This window comes from Carnobacterium maltaromaticum DSM 20342 (genome assembly GCF_000744945.1).
In the GTDB taxonomy this organism is placed as follows: Bacteria; Bacillota; Bacilli; order Lactobacillales; family Carnobacteriaceae; genus Carnobacterium; species Carnobacterium maltaromaticum.
Genome location: NZ_JQMX01000001.1, coordinates 2,959,249 through 2,978,925, shown reverse-complemented (window position 1 = coordinate 2,978,925; position 19,677 = coordinate 2,959,249). Strand labels below are relative to the sequence as shown.

General features: G+C 35.8%; 20 protein-coding genes. 3 read left to right on the top strand and 17 right to left on the bottom strand.

What is annotated here, in order from left to right; genetic code table 11:
- Window positions 1–206 precede the first annotated feature (206 nt).
- Window positions 207–1,157: an EndoS/ChiA family endoglycosidase gene (locus BR77_RS13850; protein WP_015077415.1), complete on the bottom strand. Its 951-nt coding sequence runs from the start codon at window positions 1,155–1,157 to the stop codon at window positions 207–209.
- Window positions 1,158–1,500: 343 nt separating this feature from the next.
- On the opposite strand from BR77_RS13850, the gene BR77_RS13845 reads away from it, so the two are divergent.
- From BR77_RS13845 to BR77_RS13835, 3 genes are read left to right on the top strand one after another with little or no spacing between them, the layout of a single operon-like run.
- A complete protein-coding gene (locus BR77_RS13845; RefSeq protein WP_010054560.1) occupies window positions 1,501–2,721 on the top strand; it encodes a GNAT family N-acetyltransferase in 1,221 nt (406 codons plus the stop codon).
- A gap of 26 nt (window positions 2,722–2,747) precedes the next feature.
- Entirely contained in the window at window positions 2,748–3,566 is an 819-nt protein-coding gene (gene proB, locus BR77_RS13840; RefSeq protein ID WP_010054559.1) for a glutamate 5-kinase, read from the top strand.
- Window positions 3,567–3,613: 47 nt separating this feature from the next.
- On the top strand, window positions 3,614–4,858 hold the full coding sequence (locus tag BR77_RS13835; RefSeq protein WP_015077416.1) for a glutamate-5-semialdehyde dehydrogenase: 1,245 nt from the start codon (window positions 3,614–3,616) through the stop codon (window positions 4,856–4,858).
- Between the two features lie 41 nt (window positions 4,859–4,899).
- Here BR77_RS13835 and BR77_RS13830 read toward each other — a convergent pair whose 3' ends face one another.
- From BR77_RS13830 to BR77_RS13760, 16 genes are all read right to left on the bottom strand, one after another.
- Entirely contained in the window at window positions 4,900–6,519 is a 1,620-nt protein-coding gene (locus tag BR77_RS13830; protein WP_035065386.1) for a hypothetical protein, read from the bottom strand.
- A gap of 174 nt (window positions 6,520–6,693) precedes the next feature.
- Window positions 6,694–6,975, bottom strand: a complete 282-nt coding sequence (locus tag BR77_RS13825; RefSeq protein ID WP_015077418.1) for a hypothetical protein — start codon at window positions 6,973–6,975, stop codon at window positions 6,694–6,696.
- 21 nt (window positions 6,976–6,996) lie between these two features.
- On the bottom strand, window positions 6,997–7,938 hold the full coding sequence (locus tag BR77_RS13820; RefSeq protein WP_016356613.1) for an MBL fold metallo-hydrolase: 942 nt from the start codon (window positions 7,936–7,938) through the stop codon (window positions 6,997–6,999).
- Between the two features lie 302 nt (window positions 7,939–8,240).
- Window positions 8,241–9,536, bottom strand: a complete 1,296-nt coding sequence (locus BR77_RS13815) for a sensor histidine kinase (protein ID WP_015077421.1) — start codon at window positions 9,534–9,536, stop codon at window positions 8,241–8,243.
- Window positions 9,533–10,216 (bottom strand): response regulator transcription factor, encoded by a 684-nt coding sequence (locus tag BR77_RS13810; protein ID WP_015077422.1) that lies wholly within the window; start codon window positions 10,214–10,216, stop codon window positions 9,533–9,535. Before BR77_RS13810 ends, BR77_RS13815 begins: the two co-directional genes overlap by 4 nt.
- 158 nt (window positions 10,217–10,374) lie before the next feature.
- On the bottom strand, window positions 10,375–11,388 hold the full coding sequence (locus BR77_RS13805; RefSeq protein ID WP_015077423.1) for a sugar kinase: 1,014 nt from the start codon (window positions 11,386–11,388) through the stop codon (window positions 10,375–10,377).
- A gap of 102 nt (window positions 11,389–11,490) precedes the next feature.
- Window positions 11,491–12,231, bottom strand: coding sequence for a 2-dehydro-3-deoxy-phosphogluconate aldolase (dagF, locus tag BR77_RS13800; RefSeq protein ID WP_010054550.1), 741 nt, complete (start codon window positions 12,229–12,231; stop codon window positions 11,491–11,493).
- Window positions 12,232–12,299: 68 nt separating this feature from the next.
- The gene (locus BR77_RS13795) at window positions 12,300–13,397 is read right to left on the bottom strand and encodes a DgaE family pyridoxal phosphate-dependent ammonia lyase (RefSeq protein ID WP_015077424.1); all 1,098 of its coding nucleotides are present in this window, start codon (window positions 13,395–13,397) and stop codon (window positions 12,300–12,302) included.
- Window positions 13,398–13,441: 44 nt separating this feature from the next.
- Complete coding sequence (locus BR77_RS13790) at window positions 13,442–14,548, bottom strand: amidohydrolase/deacetylase family metallohydrolase (RefSeq protein WP_015077425.1); 1,107 nt, start codon at window positions 14,546–14,548, stop codon at window positions 13,442–13,444.
- Between the two features lie 10 nt (window positions 14,549–14,558).
- Window positions 14,559–15,647, bottom strand: coding sequence for a DUF871 domain-containing protein (locus BR77_RS13785; protein WP_015077426.1), 1,089 nt, complete (start codon window positions 15,645–15,647; stop codon window positions 14,559–14,561).
- Window positions 15,644–15,919: a hypothetical protein gene (locus BR77_RS19155; protein WP_135027798.1), complete on the bottom strand. Its 276-nt coding sequence runs from the start codon at window positions 15,917–15,919 to the stop codon at window positions 15,644–15,646. The genes BR77_RS13785 and BR77_RS19155 overlap by 4 nt, the downstream gene beginning before the upstream one ends.
- A 78-nt stretch (window positions 15,920–15,997) precedes the next feature.
- Window positions 15,998–17,305 carry a PTS sugar transporter subunit IIC gene (locus tag BR77_RS13780; RefSeq protein WP_016356614.1) on the bottom strand — a complete coding sequence of 436 codons (1,308 nt, stop codon included), beginning with the start codon at window positions 17,303–17,305 and terminating at the stop codon, window positions 15,998–16,000.
- A gap of 146 nt (window positions 17,306–17,451) precedes the next feature.
- Window positions 17,452–18,105: a DUF4310 family protein gene (locus BR77_RS13775; protein WP_015077430.1), complete on the bottom strand. Its 654-nt coding sequence runs from the start codon at window positions 18,103–18,105 to the stop codon at window positions 17,452–17,454.
- Between the two features lie 20 nt (window positions 18,106–18,125).
- Complete coding sequence (locus BR77_RS13770) at window positions 18,126–18,908, bottom strand: DUF4311 domain-containing protein (protein ID WP_016356615.1); 783 nt, start codon at window positions 18,906–18,908, stop codon at window positions 18,126–18,128.
- Entirely contained in the window at window positions 18,909–19,283 is a 375-nt protein-coding gene (locus BR77_RS13765; protein WP_015077433.1) for a DUF4312 family protein, read from the bottom strand.
- Window positions 19,284–19,322: 39 nt separating this feature from the next.
- On the bottom strand, window positions 19,323–19,676 hold the full coding sequence (locus BR77_RS13760) for a glycine-rich SFCGS family protein (protein ID WP_010054539.1): 354 nt from the start codon (window positions 19,674–19,676) through the stop codon (window positions 19,323–19,325).
- Window position 19,677: the final 1 nt, after the last annotated feature.

The window sequence follows — 19,677 nt, the reverse complement described above, 5'->3', positions numbered from 1 at the left end:
TTTACTAAGTATGACTTTTTGGGAATTTTACTGTGATATCAAATGGACAAGGAGATCAAACCTACGGGTATTTTCTTTTTTATGAATTATAAAAGCCTACCATAATGTTTTATGGTAGGCTTTTCTCTATATCTGGAGTCAATAGTTCTTAATAATAGATTGTGCAAAAATAAAATCCTTATCACAATTTAAATTGATTTTCATTGTTATTCTTTCATTGTATCCGTCAAACGTTTCGTCCAACTAAAATCGGTCTTCGTGATTGTATCGTCACCAAATTTCTTACCATCTCGATCAATAGCATAAACAAACATGCCACCTTTTGGTCCCTCTTTTGGATTCCATTTTGCATAAGAATAGGCTCTGCTTGTTTCGTAAGGTTCGATTGTATCATCCCAACGATTCTTATCTTGCTCTTCTGGGAATGAAACTCCTGGTAAAAATTGTTGCGGGCTAATAGTATTTTTATAGGTATCCCAGGTTTTATCTAATAAACTAGGATTTCTGCCATAAGCTTGTAAGAATAGATAATCAGTGTATTGGGCAACTTTTTTATATAAGGAATGGTTGTCTTTATTTGTATCATAAATCAATAATTTTCCTGTGCCAGAGGTTGGTCCTAATTTCTTGCCTAGCGCTTTAAAGACGCCAGCAGCCATTTCTTCTTGGCTACTCGTTAAAGTCGATTCCATATCAACATCAAGTCCATCTAAATTCCAAGGTGTTAAATTAGTGGCAATCAATTCATCTGCATAACGATCATATTCAGCTTCCGTTGGTTTGGCTCCCACATGTGGGACTTTCAACAGTTCGCTAATATCAATAGTTCGCACGACTTGCGTTCCTCTTTGATGCAATGTTGGCACATAGGTGTCTCTTAGTGTGTTCCAAAATTTCATTTGATCCGTACCTGGTTTTACGTAATGAAAGACTGAGACAATATCAAGATTTTCTGGAATATCTGTCATTGCCGTAACATTTGCATCTGGGAGATTAGAATTGGCATCATGTGGCATTGTTACATCGCGCCATGTCCGATAATAGGCCATCATGATTGGTTCTTGTTGGTTGCTTTCGGCTTTTGCACCAATAGGAAAAATAAGGCAACTGAATAAAAGTAGACTTGCTAATAATAAAACGTTTGCTTTTTTCGTCATATAAAAGCTCCTTTTTAATTATATTTGTTCGTCTTACAGTTAAAGATAACGCTTTCTAAAAAATTACCACGTTTCACCTTATATAGAACCACCTCCGACTATTTGCCTATGTCTTACTTCAATTTCATTTAAACAAAATTAACTTTAAATGTAAAGAAATATCACAAAAAATCTCATTGTTTTATAATATTTATTTTTAAAAATGTAAAGAACAAACTTGATTGTGAATCTAGCGTAAAGGATAGTTTTTTCGGATAGAAACTGCTAAAATAGGTATAATAAACTTAGGTATGAAAAAACTGGGAAACTTCCAGGTTTTAACTAAAAAGAGCGAGGGATTTTTATGTCATTAGAGGACCAGACAAAACAATTTAAAATGAAGTCAGTCGATATGCAGCATTTAGAACAATTTAATGAACTTTTGCGTTACGTATTTCAAGTGACGAACCAAGATTTACAGGAAGTTGGCTATGAAGATGATGATTTAGTCAAAGCTAAACGACCCGTATTAAGAAAAGCCGATGTCATTGGCTGGTTTGATGATGAAAAATTAATTTCACAACTAGCTATTTATCCTTGCGAAGTAAATATTCGTGGAAAAATTTTTAAAATGGGCGGACTTACTGGTGTGGGAACATATCCTGAATATGCCAATTTGGGTTTAATGCATCATTTAATGAAAGAAAGCTTAGAAATGATGCGCAAAAATGGACAATGGATTTCTTATCTATTCCCCTACTCTATCCCTTATTATCGTCGTAAGGGTTGGGAAATCATTTCAGATAAAATGACCTTTACTTTTAAAGATACGCAACTTCCCAAAACGGTTCCTGTCACAGGTTATGTTGAGAGACTGGAATTAGATCATCCAGATGTGATTGCGGTTTATGATGCTTTCGCGCGTATTACTCATGGTGCTCTTATTCGTGATGAGTTGGCTTGGGAAGAATATTGGCGTTGGGAGAATGAAGGCGAACGAATTGCTGCTGTTTACTATGATGAAAACGACGAGCCGACAGGTTGCCTTTTTTACTGGATTGCAGAAGATGTCTTCCATATGAAAGAAATGTTTTATATTAATCAAGAAGCGCGTAAAGGTCTTTGGAATTTTATCACGGCTCACTTTTCGATGATTGATAAAATTGAAGGACATCTGTACAAGAATGAACCGATTGCTTTTATTTTAGAAGATAGTGAGATTGTAGAGACGATTCAACCTAATTTTATGGCACGAATTGTCGATGTCGCTGAATTTATTAAAGAATATCCATTTGAAATGGTTTATGTTCCTGATTTTCATTTTGTAGTCGAAGATCCGATGCTCGAATGGAATCAAGGAGTATTTGGGCTTTCCTTTAATGAAGAAGGTTCCTTAACCTTAACAAGTGAGCCAATTGGCAGTCCGGTTAAACTTGATATTCAAACTTTAACGACAATGTTAATGGGTTATCGTCGTCCTTCTTATTTAGCTCGTTTGGAGCGAATAGATACAGATAGTCGCACGTTACGAAGTTTGGAGCAAGTGATTCCACAAGGCGAGCCTTATTTTTCAGATTATTTCTGATCATCAATTACTGGAGGAAACAAATCATGGTTGAACTGAGCCGAGCTCATTTAAATACACTAAAAAGAATTGTGATTAAGGTTGGAACCAGTACGTTAATGTACCCGACTGGCGCGATTAATTTACAACGCATTGAAAAATTAGCTTTTGTTTTAACTGATTTAAAAAATCAAGGAAAAGAAGTTATTTTAGTTTCTTCTGGAGCAATTGGGGTTGGTTGCCACCGTTTAAAATTAACGGAGCGGCCAACTACTATTCCCCAACAACAAGCTGTTGCTGCCGTTGGGCAAAGTGAATTAATGAGTCTCTATAGTAACTTTTTTAATAATTACAGCCAAGTTGTCGGGCAAGTATTGCTGACGCGAGATGTCATTGAATTTCCAGAAAGTCGTACCAATGTTACCAATACCTTTAATCAATTACTAGCAATGGATATTATTCCGATTGTTAATGAGAATGATACGGTTGCAGTAGATGAGTTAGAGCATCAAACAAAATTTGGTGACAATGATAGCCTTTCAGCATTAGTAACCGAGTTAACACAAGCTGATTTATTGATTATGTTATCCGATATAGATGGTTTTTACGATAAGAACCCGACTGTCCATCAAGATGCCTGCTTGTTTTCTGAGATTAACGAAATCACAGCTGACTTGCTGTCACTTGCTGGTGGAAACGGATCAAAATTCGGAACAGGCGGAATGATTACAAAATTAAATGCTGCAGAACACGTCTTAAACCAAGATAGCCAAATGATTTTAGCAAACGGTGCTGAACCGACTATTATTTTTGAGATTATGCATGGTGAAAACATTGGAACACATTTTTTGAAAAAGAAAAGCTAAGAAATCCTGATTAACTTTGAATGAAAAATAGGAAAAGGAGTGATTGAATGGACACATTAATTCAGCTTGGAGAGCAAGCTAAAAAAGCTTCTCGTTATCAAGCACAAGCCAGTACACAAGAAAAAAATGCAGCTTTAAGAACAATGAGCGCAGCTTTACTGGCGCATAGCGCTGAAATTATTGCAGCAAACCATTGGGATATCGAACAAGCTCAGGCAAATGGGATTCCTGAACCGATGATTGATCGTCTCCTTTTAACTAAAGAACGCATTCAAGACATGGCAGACGGTATTTTAGAAATTGCTGAATTACCTGATCCAATCGGTGAAGTTAATGGCATGTGGAAAAATGAAGCTGGTTTAATGATTGGCCAACAAAGAGTGCCTTTAGGAGTGATTGGGATTATTTATGAATCTCGTCCTAATGTGACAACGGATGCTGGTGCACTTTGCTTTAAATCTGGCAATGCTGTTATTTTGCGAGGTGGTAAAGAAGCGATTCACTCCAACCAAATCTTAGTAACAATCTTACAAGATGCTTTAGCAACTACTGCTTTCCCACCAGCAGCAATTCAATTAGTGACAGATACCTCTAGGGAAACTGCTCGTGAATTGATGCGCCTAAATCGATATCTAGATGTCTTAATTCCACGCGGCGGTGCTCGTCTAATTCAAACGGTTTTAGAAACAGCAACCGTTCCTGTGATTGAAACAGGAACCGGAAACTGCCATGTATATGTAGATTCTGCTGCTCAGTTAAAAATGGCAACGGATATTATTGTGAATGGAAAATGCACTCGCCCTTCTGTTTGTAACGCTTTGGAAACTTTGGTGATTCATGAAGCTGTAGCGGCTGAATTTTTACCAGTGATTGAAAAAGCTTTAGTCGAATATAATGTCGAATTACGTGCCGATGAACGAGCATTAGCTCTTTTAGAAACAGCTATTCCTGCTACTGAAAGTGATTGGGAAACTGAATTTTCTGATTTTATTTTAGCTGTTAAGGTAGTTGATTCTCTTGATGAAGCGATTCAACATATTAATCATTATAGTACGGGTCATTCAGAAGCGATTGTCACAGATAACTATTTCCATGGTCAACAATTTCATCGTGAAATTGATTCGGCTGCTGTTTATATCAATGCTTCGACACGCTTTACAGACGGTTTTGAGTTTGGTTTTGGTGCCGAAATTGGCATCAGTACACAAAAACTTCATGCCAGAGGACCAATGGGACTAACAGAACTTACTTCAACAAAATATATTATTTTTGGTGAAGGTCAAATTAGATAATGAAAAACGACTTGACTAAAAATAGCCAAGTCGTTTTTTAGTTATGATTGATTTTTATAAAAATTGGGTGCATTTTGTTTATAGTACTCATGCATTCTTCTAACATAACGATTGCGGATAGGGTATGAGAACATACTTATACCTAGTAAACAGAGAATACAATACAGAAAGAAGCTAGCTAATGTTCCTGTTAAAACGACTGCTCCAATCAGATAGAAATATAAAAACACGCACACTAATTTTACTAATGGCTTTCTTTTTAAATAAAGAGGCAGAAAAGAAATGAGCGAGTAAAAACGTAATTCTTGTTTATATCTATTCTTTTTTGTTTTGCTCTGTTCTTGTTTTTTCAATTTTCTAATCGCTTTTGTTATTCTTTTTCGACTATATGCTTCTCGGTAATCATCCAGATTTAGCAACCAATCATATGCTTCTTGATAAGAATGTCTTTCAACTGCTAACCAACCTAAAATATAATTTTTTTCAAAAAAGTCACATTCTTCTGCTACGTTTAGATAAGTAAGATCTTCTTTATTCACGGTAAATTTAAGAGAAGTTTTGAAATAAGCACGATAAATTCGGGCTACTGGATTCGTTGGATCTAGTTTAATAATTTTATTTAAAATTAAAATAGTTGGTAAATAAGCCATAAATTTTATTAACCACACATATCCATTTTTACTATCTTTAATCTGAAAATAAGTTTTCATTAAAAGAAGTTCAGGATCGGAATCAAAGTAACGTTGTGCTTCTGAAATCTTTCTCTCTCCTAATACAAATTGCCCCTTTTCTATATAGAAATAAGCAACTAATCTTGCTTCTAGAAATTTTTGTCGAACTTTTTCTTCTAAATCAATAAGAAGGTCAAATGAAAAGTTCGGCAATTTTTTTATTTGCTCTATTCTATCAGTTATTTCCCCATGACTGTAACTTTTCATGGAAATACTTGTATATTCTTCTAAGTAAAAAGTCTTCCATAAAAAACTAACAACGGGTTGAGGTAAATAATAATAGTTCGTTAGTAAAAAATCAGTAAAAAATGCTTGTTGCTCTTCATAGTCTTTAGTCAATCGAATAATTTTATTTTCAAAAAGTTTTTCCCAGTTTTCTAGTTTAATACGACGTTTAAAATCACCATATAATTTATTAACCTCATAGTAGACTAATTCTAGTTGCACTTCATCCACTACTTCTTCTGATTGAAAAATTAGCTTCTCCAATTGCTTTGAAAGAAGAATTTCTTTTTGATCCCCACTCATAAATAGCCATTTAGTTAAGCCTTTCATCAATATGAATTCACTTAATTGAGTAACTAAATTATTTTTGATTACGTTATTTTGACTAGAATTTAAATTAAAATCAAACCAATAAGCTTTTTTACTATCAATCCACTCAGATAATTCTTTTTGGTTTTCAGCTGATAATTTATATTCCATACTATCAGCATCATTATTGTATAAAGCTTCTTTTTTTATATAGTTAGTGTTCTCTTCTTTTTGATTTTTTGTCCAATTAATCGCTCGATCAAATGCTTCTTTTAGTTCTTGAAAGCTAGCAACATCTTCTTCTCTATTCATTTTTTTCAACTTTTTTGCATATGCTTTTTTTATTGCTTTTTTGTCATTTGTTTGTTCAATTTCTAATATTTCCCAGCTAGTCATTTAAACATATACCTTTCTTGAAACTAGTTTGTCTGAATTTTAACTAAATTGATTTTTGATGTATTTCTTATCTTTATTATTACAAGAACTCAATTTAAATACAAGAGATATTTAAAAGTATAAACATTGAGCCTTGATTAAAGAAATAAAAAAGGTTAAGAACAAGAAATGTCCTTAACCTCTAGCATCTGCTTTTTCTAAATGTATCTCTTCTAACCATTGATTTAATCTTTTTTTGGAAAATATTTTTTCTGTTAAGGCAAAGAACGTTCCTTGAATGCCTTGTTCCGTTCCATCTTTTAAAAAGCTAGCTTTTTCTGTTATCAAATGACTATAGGCAGCTACCAATGTTACTTCTCGTGTGTTTGAATCCATTCCCCAATTGACAAAAATCACCATTTCCGGCCAATTTTTGGTTTTCTCTATTAAATAATTTAGAGCTTCACTTCCATCCATTATAGCACCAACTTTCTTTTATTAATCTACTTTTCGCCACCATTTATTCGTGACATTTTCTGCATGAATTTTATATTGTTGTCCAATCATTGGTGTATCCATTTGAATACCTTGTTTAACTGCTTCTTGGCTCGCTTTTTCAACGGGTTCTTGCCAAGGATGGAAAGATAGTGCAAAACCTGCCCAGTGAATTGGTATAAATTTCTTAGCTTGGCTATCGATTACTGCTGAAACTGTTTCATCAGGAAACATATGGGACTCTTTCCATTTTGGATTATATTGACCGCACTCCATTAAAGCTAAATCAAAAGGTCCATACTGGTTCCCGATTTCCTTAAAATGGTCTGCATAAGAACTATCTCCAGAAAGAAATAAGCTGGTTTTTGGACTTTTCAAAACCCAAGAGTTAGCTTGGCTTTTATTTTGATCAAATAAGCCGCGACCTGTAGAATGTTGCGTTGGAGTTGCTGTAATGGTTAATTCATCAAGTAAAACGTCTTGATTCCAAGAAATCTCTTTGACTCTTTTAGGAGCTATTCCCCAACGAACTAGGGTATTTTTCATTCCTACAGGGACTAAAAATAATTCAACTTTATTTTTTATTTTTAAAATACTCGATTTGTCTAAATGATCATAATGATTGTGAGTGAATAAAACCAAATCAATCCATTCAAATTCTGCTAAATCTAATGGTCGCTGTCCCTCAAAACGTGGGTAAGCAATAGGTAATGGAGAGGCATGTTTGCCTAACATCGGATCTAACAAAATGACTTTTTGATTTAAAATAAGGAGCGCTGCCGAGTGCCCTAACCAAAAAACTTGGTCTGTTGCTAAATCCAGTTTTTTTACATCAATTGTTTCAGCTGGAAGTGGGTTTCTAGGCTTTAATTTATTTTCTCCTTTGATTTTCTTTTTGAGTATATAGATTCCTGTATCAACTAACGATATTTTTTCTTGACTCAAAATGGTTCATCCCTTTCATTAAACTACTACCATTATACTCCTTTATTTTAGTCCAAGCATAAGCTTGTCCACAGACTTATCTATTCTTTAATAATTTTACCTGTTTTTTAAGTCTTTTTCATAGTTACCCACAACTTGTGGATAAAAACACTTTATATCCACAGGGTTATCCACCGCTATTGTGCATAACCTGTTAAAAAAAATGAATAACACCTTTTTCTAATTCATATTTAAAAGGATATACACCGATTTCAAAAGTTATCCCCAAAAACTAGTGGATAACTTTTTAAGTTTTACACATTTTACTTAATTGGTATTTTCACTCTGAAGATCGTTCCTTTAGGTAGATTGTCCAAAATCTCAATTTTTCCTTTGTGTAAATCAACAATCCATTTAGCAATGGCTAATCCTAATCCAGTTCCACCAGTCTCTCGATTTCTTGATTTTTCTTCACGATAAAATCGTTCAAAAACTTTTTCTCGATTTTCTTCTGCAATTCCTTGGCCAGTATCACGAACTTCAACAATCCAATAATGGTCTTTAACTTCTGTCGTAATTCCGATACTATCACCTGCTTGACTATACTTTAAACTATTATCTAACAGGATAACCAACAATTGTTGAATTCTGATTGGGTCGATTTTACTGACACGATTGCTATCTAATTGAGTCCAAATTGTCATTTCTTTGCTCTCTGCAATTTCTTTATAGGGGGCTATCACTTCTGTCACAAAGCGATTTAAATCCACCATTTCTTCTGATAATACAGTCGCATTAGAATCTGCACGAGACAACAATAATAAGTCACTTGTCATTTTACTTAAATGCCTAATCTCACTAAGAGATAGAGCAATGGGCTCCATTTGATCAATAATCCGATCGTTTGGTTTGGTTAATAAAAGTTCTAGCTTATTTTGAATGATGGTTAATGGCGTTCGTAGTTCATGGGAAGCATTGGCAACAAATTCTGTCTGCTTGCGCCAAGAGGCTAAAACTGGACTCATGGCTTTTTGTGAAAGGTAATAACTAGCAAAAATAGACAGTATCCAAGATCCGATGGAACAAATAATTAGAATGCGTCCAAAATTTTCAGCTAATTGTTTTTCAGCATCTACACGACTAATAAACTGTAGATACGTTACGTCACTACTATTTGAACTGGGAGCTTTATAAACGACATAACGAAAAGAACTTCCACTATCCAGAGTAACAGAGTGAACTGTCTCTAACTTCGATGTAGCTAGCTTAAAACCAGTGCTTAACTCATCATAAAGTTGAGTCCCAATCGCTTCTTTATTTAAAATATTCCCTTCGCTGTCCCATTCAATCGGGACAAAACGCCCTTGACCTTTTAGTGTTACATCTTTATCTGGTAGCCGTGATAACTCCCCTGGTGGTGCTCCGCTAAATGCACCATTTGGTTCAAATGAACCACGTAGTTCAGCCTGCTTTAATAAATCTTCATCCACTCTAGAATAGAGTGACGTTTGCACTTGAAAAAAGATAATAAAACCAAAAGCGATAAAGATTAAAGCAAAGGCAACCATATTGTATATAAAAAAGCGACGTTGTTGTTTTTTCTCAATTTTATTTTTCATACGCTCGTCACAGCTGTTAGCATATAGCCAACATTTCTCAAGGTTTTAATCCCTTCGTCATATCCATAAGGTTTTAGCTTTTTGCGTAAATTACTCATATAGACTTCTACAACACTTAAGGATGTTTCAGAATCAAAGCCCCAGATACGATCAAAAATTTGTTCTTTCGTCACAATCATTTCTGGATTTTGAATAAAGTATTCTAATAAATCAAATTCTTTGCCGTTTAACACAAGAATTTGTTCGCCAATCTTCGCTGTTTTATTTTGTAGATTTAAAACTAATTCCTGATGGTTAATTTGATTTTCCATAAACCCACTATGATTGCGTTTTAGCAATGCTTTCAGACGCATAATTAATTCTTCACGATGAAATGGCTTTACTAAATAATCATCTGCGCCGACTTCAAATCCTTGAATCTTATCATCTAAGCCATCTTTGGCTGTTAAAATTAACACAGGTGTTTCAACTTTACGCCTCCGCAGCTCTTTTAATACTTCATACCCATTCATCTCAGGCATCATTAAATCTAATATAATCACATCATAGATATTTTGTTCTGCCTGATAAAGACCGTCTGCTCCATCATATGCTTGATCCCCTTTTAAAAAGTCTTCCGTCATTTCAATAATATTTGCAGACAATCGTTCGTCATCTTCCACTACTAATAAGCGTAACAAAATAGTCCCCCCATTTCAGTTCCTGATTTCTCACTTTAAATTCATCATACCTGATAAATTTGAATAAATAAATTAGGAACTATGAAGATTTAAAGAAATCTAAAAAAATTTACCTAATAAGAATATATGCTAACTTCTTAGGTAAATTTTTTTATTTTTTAGCGAATGACATCGCCTAATATTCCCTGGCTAAAACCTTCCACAATTTCTTTACGTACAAGCGGACTATCACCAAATGTTGTATGGGTTAATACGGCATTACTCGTCGCAAAGGTGACCGTTTTTTGACTATCCCACTCTTCAATTAAACCAGTAATAATCCCAGCACCATAGGCATCTCCTGTGCCAATTCGATCGTAAATTGCTAAATCAAAAACTGAACTAACGGAAAATTGCTCATTTCGGCGTAAGAAACCTCGAATACCAAGATTCTTGCCCTCTTTTTCACGGATTGTACCAGCAAAATCTCGAATCTCATACTTTTTAATAAACCTGAGACTGACTTCTTCCAGTCGTTCAATTTCAGTCGCTGTTGCCAACGCATCAGGTAGATCTAACAGCTCGACTAAATCACGAATTCCACCAATAACTAGGTCACAATGTGGCAATATTCGTTCAAATTGCGCTTTAACCCACTCATGGCCATTGGCTTCGTTTAAGCTTGGGCGATAATTGAAATCAAAACAAACTTTTTTCCCCAACTGATGCGCTTTTTCTGCTAAGGCGAAAGCTACTTCCCTTGTACCCTCAGAAAGCATTAAAGCAATACCACAAATATGGACAATTTTAGCATGGTTAAGGGCTTTATCTAAATCATAATCCACTATCGTACTTTCTCCAAAAGAGCTAGCTAAGCGATTTAAATACGTCACCTCAGCGGGGCGATTGCCATAGCCCATTTCTAAAAAGTAAAGGCCTATATGATTGCCTTGATAACCAATTAGATAATCTCGAATGCCTAGTTTCCGTAAACTACCCGCCGCTGCGCGTCCAACTTGATTCGCTGGCAAAGTTGTTAGTAAAGTTGTCTCATACCCAAAATGAGCCAAGCTGCTAAGTAAATTGACTCCACTTCCAGTGAAAGATAAATCAACTGTATCAGTTTGTTCAATTAATTTATAGTGTGGCGGTGTTAAACGCATCATCACTTCACCAAAGGCTAAAATATTCATTTTCGACTTAAACTCCCTTTCATCTAAAAAAGCACCAAACCCCGTTTAATCTGCTTCAAAAAAACAGACTAAACAGGGATGAACTTTTATGATTTGTACGAATTAAGCTAACGTTTTTTTGATTAAACTTAACAATGTTTTGACATCCTCTGGACGCGTATCGCCAGTTTCAGGATCAATAATAGAGCTATATACATGAGGAATAATTTTTTTAACGCCTGCGTCAACTGCGATTTGAACGATTTCTTCAAAGTTTTCTAAATCGATTCCACCTGTTGGCTCAAGATAGAAATCATTTTCTGCACAAGCTTTAGCAACAGCTTTATACTCTTCAATATGAGCTAAACCTTTCATATTGAAGAATTTAATTGAACTTCCACCCATATCTTTTAATAGTGCAATGGCTGTCTCAATCGAAACTTCACCAGCTGGTTCTTGACTACTTAAAGGACCAGTAGCAATATTAACCAATCCAACTTTACCCGTTGGAGATACAAGTCCATTCACAATCGTATCATCTTGTCCAACCAAAGCACGGCTCGCGCCAACACCAGTAAAAACTTGATTAATATGTTGTGGTTGCAATTTAGCTGAAATACGACTAACCATTTGACTTTGATTTGGATCTCCAGCACCTAAACCAACAGATAACGCATTTTCTGTAGCGGCTTGATACAATTCCATATCACGAATAGCTTCTTCGTCTGTTGGATAATTTTTTGATAAAACGCCTAAAACGACATGTTTGTCAGCAGCTTTATAACAATCAATTGCGTTTTGAACTGAATTTGCTAAAACATTTAGACAAATTCTATCTTCTAAATAATTGGGTGTTTTTTTCATTGGAAATTCCTCTTCTCTTTTTAATTAATGAAGCTATGCTATCGCTTTTCACTCTTATGTCTATGTCGTTACCCTAGTAACGTTTGAAGTGCTGAGACTATTTTTTCCATCTCTGCTTTATTTACAGCACGAATATCAAATTCAATAATTCCATTATTCGCACGATAATCACGCGTATAAATCGCTGGATTGCCTTGCTTTAATCCAACAACTACTTCTTTAGCCGTTAATGGTGCTGAATCCGCAATTGTTATTTTAGCACGATAGATTTCTCTTCCAGCGGCATCTTGTTCACAGCTAGCAACTATGTGTGGCACTTGATTTAAATCCGTTAAAAACGGAGCTAGACGTGTTTTCATAGCCTCACCAGACTCACTGCCTTCAGCAACATACTGTTCAATTGCGGCTGTTAAGCCTAGAATATTTTCTTTGCCAACTTTCATTGCACGTCCAATCCCTTTGCCTTGTAGACGAACCCAGTCAATAAATTGACGATTCCCAATCACTAAACCTGAACTTGGTCCTTCTAAAGCTTTTGCCCCACTGTAAATGACAAGGTCAGCACCTTCGTCTAGATACTTCACTAAATCTTCTTCAGCTGCGGCATCAACAATTAATGGCAATTGGTGCTCTGCTGCTACTTTTGCTGCTTCGCTAACTGTTAACATACTTTTTTGAACCGTATGATGACTCTTAATATACAAAATTGCGGCAGTATTTTCAGTTACCATCATTGCTAGATGCTCTGGCGTACACATATTGGCATATCCAGCCTCAATAACCTCACCACCACCTAATTCTACCATCACTTCAACTGGTGTTCCATAATCAACATTATGGCCTTTAGGTAAGATAATCTCACGTTTTTTAATCCTATTTGTAAAAGGATGATAGGCATGGTAGTTGTCACCAGCGCCGATAAAAGCGGCGACTGATTGAGCAATTCCAGCGGAAGCGGAAGAAACGACAATCGCGTCTTCTGCACCAATTAACTGTGCAATTGCTTTCCCAGTTTTCAAGGTAAGTTCTGACATTTCAAAAAAATGTTGTCCACCAAACTTTTGCGCAGCTAAAACTTCTTCTGACACTTTAGATACTCCTAAAATAGTCATTTTCCCACTAGCATTGATAACTTCTTTTAAGTCATATTTTTTATATAAATCCAAATTTTTCCCTCCTTCTAGGCTTTTGCCAAAAAAGTTCCTCAGACTTAAGCTAATTCATGAACTTTTCCACCAACAATTGCATAGGTTGGATGAATTTGTTCTCTAATTTCCCGAGTAAAACCATTAGAATCGGTTAATTCCTTAACGCCATTCTGCATTTTAAATATCGTCACATCGCCATCAAACCCAATTTCTAATTGACCTTTACCTGTCAATTTAAAAGCTGCCGCTGGATTTTTAGTAATCATCGGAATGATCTCTTCTAAAGAATAACCTAAGACTAACATTTTTTCTAGCGTGGTTGCTAAATCATAGACGGGCCCAGCTTCGCGGTTACGATGATAAATATCTGTACTAATCGTTTCACAGATCAATCCGGCTGCTTTCGCTGTTTCTGCTACCTTAAAATTAAAACTATCTGTGCCGTGACCAATATCAAAAATTACACCACGACGATAGGCATCCCAAACAAAGTCTTTAATCTTGCCTGAAGAATCTAAAATGCCATTATGTTTGCCATTATAACAATGAGTGACAATATCCCCCTGTTCCAACTGATCCAAGACTTGATCTAGCCTGGGTGGGGCAGAACCGATATGCACCATTAAAGGTAGCTGGTTCGCTCGTTGCATTTTTTTCGCCAGTTCTAACGGAATGATATCATTATCGCCAACGACCGTTTTACTCATCCGAGCTTTCATTCCAACAATAAAATCTGGATATTTATCAATAGCAGCAGCAATCAAGTCTTCTTTGATTTTCTTTAAATCGGCCAATTCATCTTGCTCAACAATTCCCCATTTGGAAATATTAACTAAAGCAAAAACATTGGTTTCAGCTTTTTCTGCTAGTGAATAAAAATCGCCAATATTTTCAGCACCCGTTGTGCCTGCATCAATCACCGTTGTGACACCTTTTTTAACGCCAATTTCATCAGGATAATCATAGTACAATGTCATCTTTTCGAAACAATGAACATGGTCATCAATCCAACCTGCTGAAACGTAAGATTCGCCCATCAAATCAATTGTTTTTGCTGCATTTGAGATGTTTAAGGTTTCAGCAACCTCCACAATTTTTCCATCGTTAATTGCAATGTCAATTTTAGTTCCGGCGACGGTTTTGCCATTTTTAATATATAGATCTATCATTGGAGATTCCTCACTTTTCTTCGAATTTAAATTTACTCCATGGATAGATAAAGTCTAATAAGATTTTTTCAGCTTCAGTGACTGTTCCAACTAAATTTTTCCGCTCATCTGTATGAGACTCTAGCACCACTTGTAATTCATTTTTATATTTTCCAAAGCCGTCATTTCCAATAACAATATCACCACGTTTGAATTCGTGAATATTATCATGAGCTGGATTGGCTTCTGCTTTAAATCGTTTACGAACTTCGGTAGAGCGTACTACTTGTGAAGTGATATCGCCACGTCTAAAATGTTGTACTGTTGTAACAATTTCTTTTTCAACTGGATTAGCATCTGAAACAAACTCAACTGCTAATTCTACTTGGTAACGATTGACTTTAGATAAAGCCATTAATTCAGCATCTGATGCATATGCATTTCCAATAATCACATCATCAATCTGATTAGTTGCAAATAAATGCTTCGCTTGAACCTCAATAGGTAAATTGCGGTGCATTTCTAATGTTGGTAAGCCGTCATTAATATCCCACGGTCCAATTTCCCCAACTTGGGAATTGATAAATGCTGCTGTTCTTAACCCTTGCTTTTTAAAACGCTCATTGCATTTCATAAAGAAATCAAAAGGTAAGGCCGTTCCATTTTGTGGATAAAAATTATGACACCCATATAAAAATGGACGATTGGCTTGGTAGGTTAAAATATTATCTAAATAAGCGACATCATTACTCATGTTTAACTCAATAATCATATTGTAAGGGTTAAAAGAAATCATCGCTTCTTTATTCCCATCAAAACCGACATCTAAACGAATCCCATCCGCACCTAATTGATGGAAAAAGGCTAGATCATCATAAGATATCCCTAAATCATCAAAAATAGTCGGTGCAATATCTAACATGACTTCAAAGCCTAAGTTCTTACCAAATTGGATAATGTGAGTAAATTTTTCTGCAACAGCTTCTTTGCCTTCTGTCACTTCTAGCATACTCATAAATATTCTTGAAAAACCATATTTAGCTGCTTTAGTTAAATACTCTTCATCTGTTTTCACATCACTATGATCTGGATAAATTGAAACGCCTAATCTTCTCATCATACTTTTTTCCCCGCTTCCATTTTTGTAAATACCTTACGAAATTTAGCTGCAATGACGCTAGCTACAAATAACGTTACTGTCGTTACTAATAATACTGCAATATGCAACAGAAGACCAATCACGACACTGGCTAAGATTGCCAAAATGCCATATAACATGATTTTAAAGGCTCCTAATTGTAACAGTTTTTTAGGCAGTTTTTCTTTTTCAACCACGTATTGACAGAATATAAAATAGAGAATGAATCCCACGAAATAACTGATATTTAACATTTTATGGCACCAAAGAGGTTAGCTAAATTGCTCTAACCTCTCTTATCCTTTCTAGTAGTTGTTTAACTTTTCTACTTGCTATTCTGTAGCTTCAGCCGCTTTTGCTTCTAATTCACGATCAATTTGTTGTTTTTCAAAAACTTTAAAGAACGGATAGTAGATAGCTAAAGCGATAAAGAAGTTAATCACAACTAAAACTCCAGCCATAATACTCCAATTGGTACTCATCCAAGCAGCAATTGGCGAAATAACGGTAAAGGGTAAACGTGCCATCATCATGGGTACAACTCCTGTAACGGTTAAGAAATAGGAAAGTGTGGTGGTAACTAATGGAGCTACGATAAATGGAATCCCTAAAATTGGGTTCATTACAATCGGTGCTCCAAAAATAATCGGTTCATTGATATTGAATAAACCCGGTAAGAAGGATAAACGACCTAAACTCTTCAAGTATTCTGATTTAGAAAAAAGGAATAAAACAACTAACGCTAACGTTGTTCCAGCTCCACCAATCCAAACAAACCATTGTAAAAATTGTTCTGTAAAAATATTTGGTAAATGGTTCGCATCAACACCTGCCACAAAAGCATCTGTATTTTCAGCAATTGAAATATCCCAAAATGGACGGATAACAGGTCCCATAATTGCTGGACCATGAATTCCTAAAACCCAGAAAAAAGTAATTAAGAAGACTGTAAGCAATCCACCAAACAAACTATTACCAGCTAATGTATTTTTTAATGGCATTAAGACTGTACTTAGTGCACTACTAATATCAAATCCAAGCATATGACGAATCACCCAGAAAAGAATCAAGATAACTGCTGCTGGCAACAAAGCGATAAAGGAATTCGATACTTCTGGCGGCACGCCATCTGGCATTTTGACTGTTATATTTTTTTCTTTCATAAAACGATAAATTTCAACCGAGATAATGGATGTGACAATTGCACCGAATAAAGAAGCAGAGCTTAGTGAAGCGATATTAATATAACGGCCAGCTGTAATCACACCATCAATAGGATCTACAACTTGAACGGGAACCACCGTTGCAACCAAAAAGGCTAATACTGCCAATATTCCACTCGTTAAGCTGTCTAACTTATAGCTTTTAGCTAAAGAAGAGGCAATCCCAAATGTAGCATATAAAGATAAAATACCAACAGTAAAGCGAAACGGAACATCTAAAATAGCTTTGTACGGTTCAATCATAAGTGCAAGTGATTCAATTGGTAGATTTAATAAAATAGTAAAAAACGATCCAACAATAGTTAGTGGCATAGTAGCAATGATTCCTTTTCTAATCGCCGTCATATGGCGCTGAGAACCGATTTTCGTTGCTACTGGTAAAACTTTTGACTCCAAAATATCAACAAATTTATCCAACTTTTTTCCCCCTAAAAATATAATGTTTTTAAATACAAGTTCAATATAACATTATAATCTTTAGTTGTAAACGGATTCTTGGTTTTTTTTGCACTTATTACTAATTTAATCTGCACTATCTACAGTTTATCACCCTTCTATATATGTTAGGTTAATGCAATTGGGAAAATAGCTCCTAAAATCATTGCCCCTAAAATAGCTCCACCTGCAATTGGTTTTTTCCATAAATAAAAGATAACTGCGCCGATTGTTGCTCCAATCCCAATTGGAATAGAAGCGCCACAAGCACTTAAAATAATTAAAGGTCCTAAGAAACGCCCAGAAGCATTTCCAGCTCCCATCATAACATCCGCACCAAAAGTTGAGTTTGATTGATTGATTGTGAATTTACGGATTAAGATAATCACTCCACCAACCAATAAACCTAAGATTAGTCCAGTTACAATTGCTAATGCAAAGTTTTCAACAGGAGCAACCATTCCCATGCTCAAGAAAATAGCTGGAATTCCAATTCCTATCCCTGTTAAAATTGCTCCACCTAAATCTAAAATCCCAACTAATGAGCCTTCTAAAATACGAGCAAATAAGAAACTTGCTCCAAAGGCTGCAGCTGCTCCATAAGAACCGCCATCCATTCCCGCTTTTAACATGGCAACTATGGCAACTTCGTTAAAGGCACCGACTCCATAAACATAATACATGTGTGTTCCAGCAAATACTCCTGCTGCTAGCAATCCAACAAAAATTGGAAATGACCAATCAGCATACCAAAAATTTGGTTTTTCTAATTTTTCAGACATAATTTCCCCTCTTCCCTTGTTTATGCGCCTAGATTAAAGACACCATGAATGCTTTCTAACCATTGTGGAATTTGTAAACGGAAGCTTTCAAGCATCTCTAAATCAAAGCCTCGGAAAAAGGCACTAAAGATAAATAATAAAGCAATAGCTACCATCATACTTTTCGTTACACGATTCCAACCAATTTCATCGACACCTTTACCAATTAAAATACCTAGGACAACACCTGGTGTCGCATTTCCCATAATCATTGCTGAAAGTCCACCAAAAATCGTGCCCCATAAACCTGAACGTTTTCCTGCATCAATTGCTGCTAACCAAAATAGAACGGGCATAACAGTATTAATTAACAAATTCGCTGCTGGTACTAAGACTGCTACAGCCGTAACTTGTAAAGCAGGTGGAATAGCAGATGCAGTTGTATTTAAGAAAGCAACTAAGACCATCCCAATTGCAGCGCCAGCAATCCCCATTTTTTTAGGGTTATGCATCGTTTCTTCAACGTTTTTATTTTTAATCATCAATGCTGCAGTTGCCCAATTTGGAATTACTCGATGGGTAATATCTTGCGTAAATGCTCCTGCTCCCACAGTTGATGCCCATGCATTGAAGAAAAAACCTAAACCGAATGAAAAATGAGAAGCTGCATCCCCTTCACAGGCGTTCATCTCACCTAAGGTTCTAAAAGCTCCTAAACCTTGTGTTGTTGGAGCATGAAACATACGAGCTGCTCCAGCGCCTGCTGCAAATCCAACCAGTCCTCCAATCAGTAAAGATTTTAACAAAATAATCATAATTGTCATTTATATTTCCTCCTTTTGAAGCCATTTTTTCTTAAATAGCGGAGTCGGAACATGATCAGGGCCTTGTGTGTGCGTAGTGACAAACTGGACGCTTTCTACTGGGATCCACGAAATTTCTACTTCAACATCCATGATCACTTTGTAAGTAATACGTGTACGTTTCAAAAAGAAAAATAAAAATTTTTCTACATAACTTTCTTCTTCCGCCAAGACTATTGCTGTATGCAAAGGCTCGATACGTAAAATTACATCATCTGACTCTTTTAGCACTTTCCCATGAATTTGATTTAAAGCATTGGAGAAGGCTTGGTTCTTCTTTTCAGCTTTGCCTTCTACGCGGACAATTTGTCGTTTCTTCTGTTTCACATCCGTCACTTGAACCACTCCTTTTCTCTTAACATTATAGAGCTTTAATTACGCATTTTTCTTTACGTAAGCTTCTACTAAACGTTTTCCTAATTCTTCTTGATCCATAAACCCAAAACCTAAAACTGTTTTTCCATCATTAATAGCTGTAATACCTTCTTCAACTGAACGCATGCCATGGCGCTCTGGGTAACCATATTTTGTTGCCGCAGTTAAAGCACCTGCTCCACCACTGCCACAAAAGGAAATACCTAAATCCGCGTTTTCTTGTTGCATCACATCACCAAGACGCATATCTGCACCCATTCCTGGAACAACAACGGCTCTACCACCTGCTGCTTCAACTCCTTTGGCAACATTTTGCCCTTTACCTAAACGATCTGCAATGACTACTGTTAACATA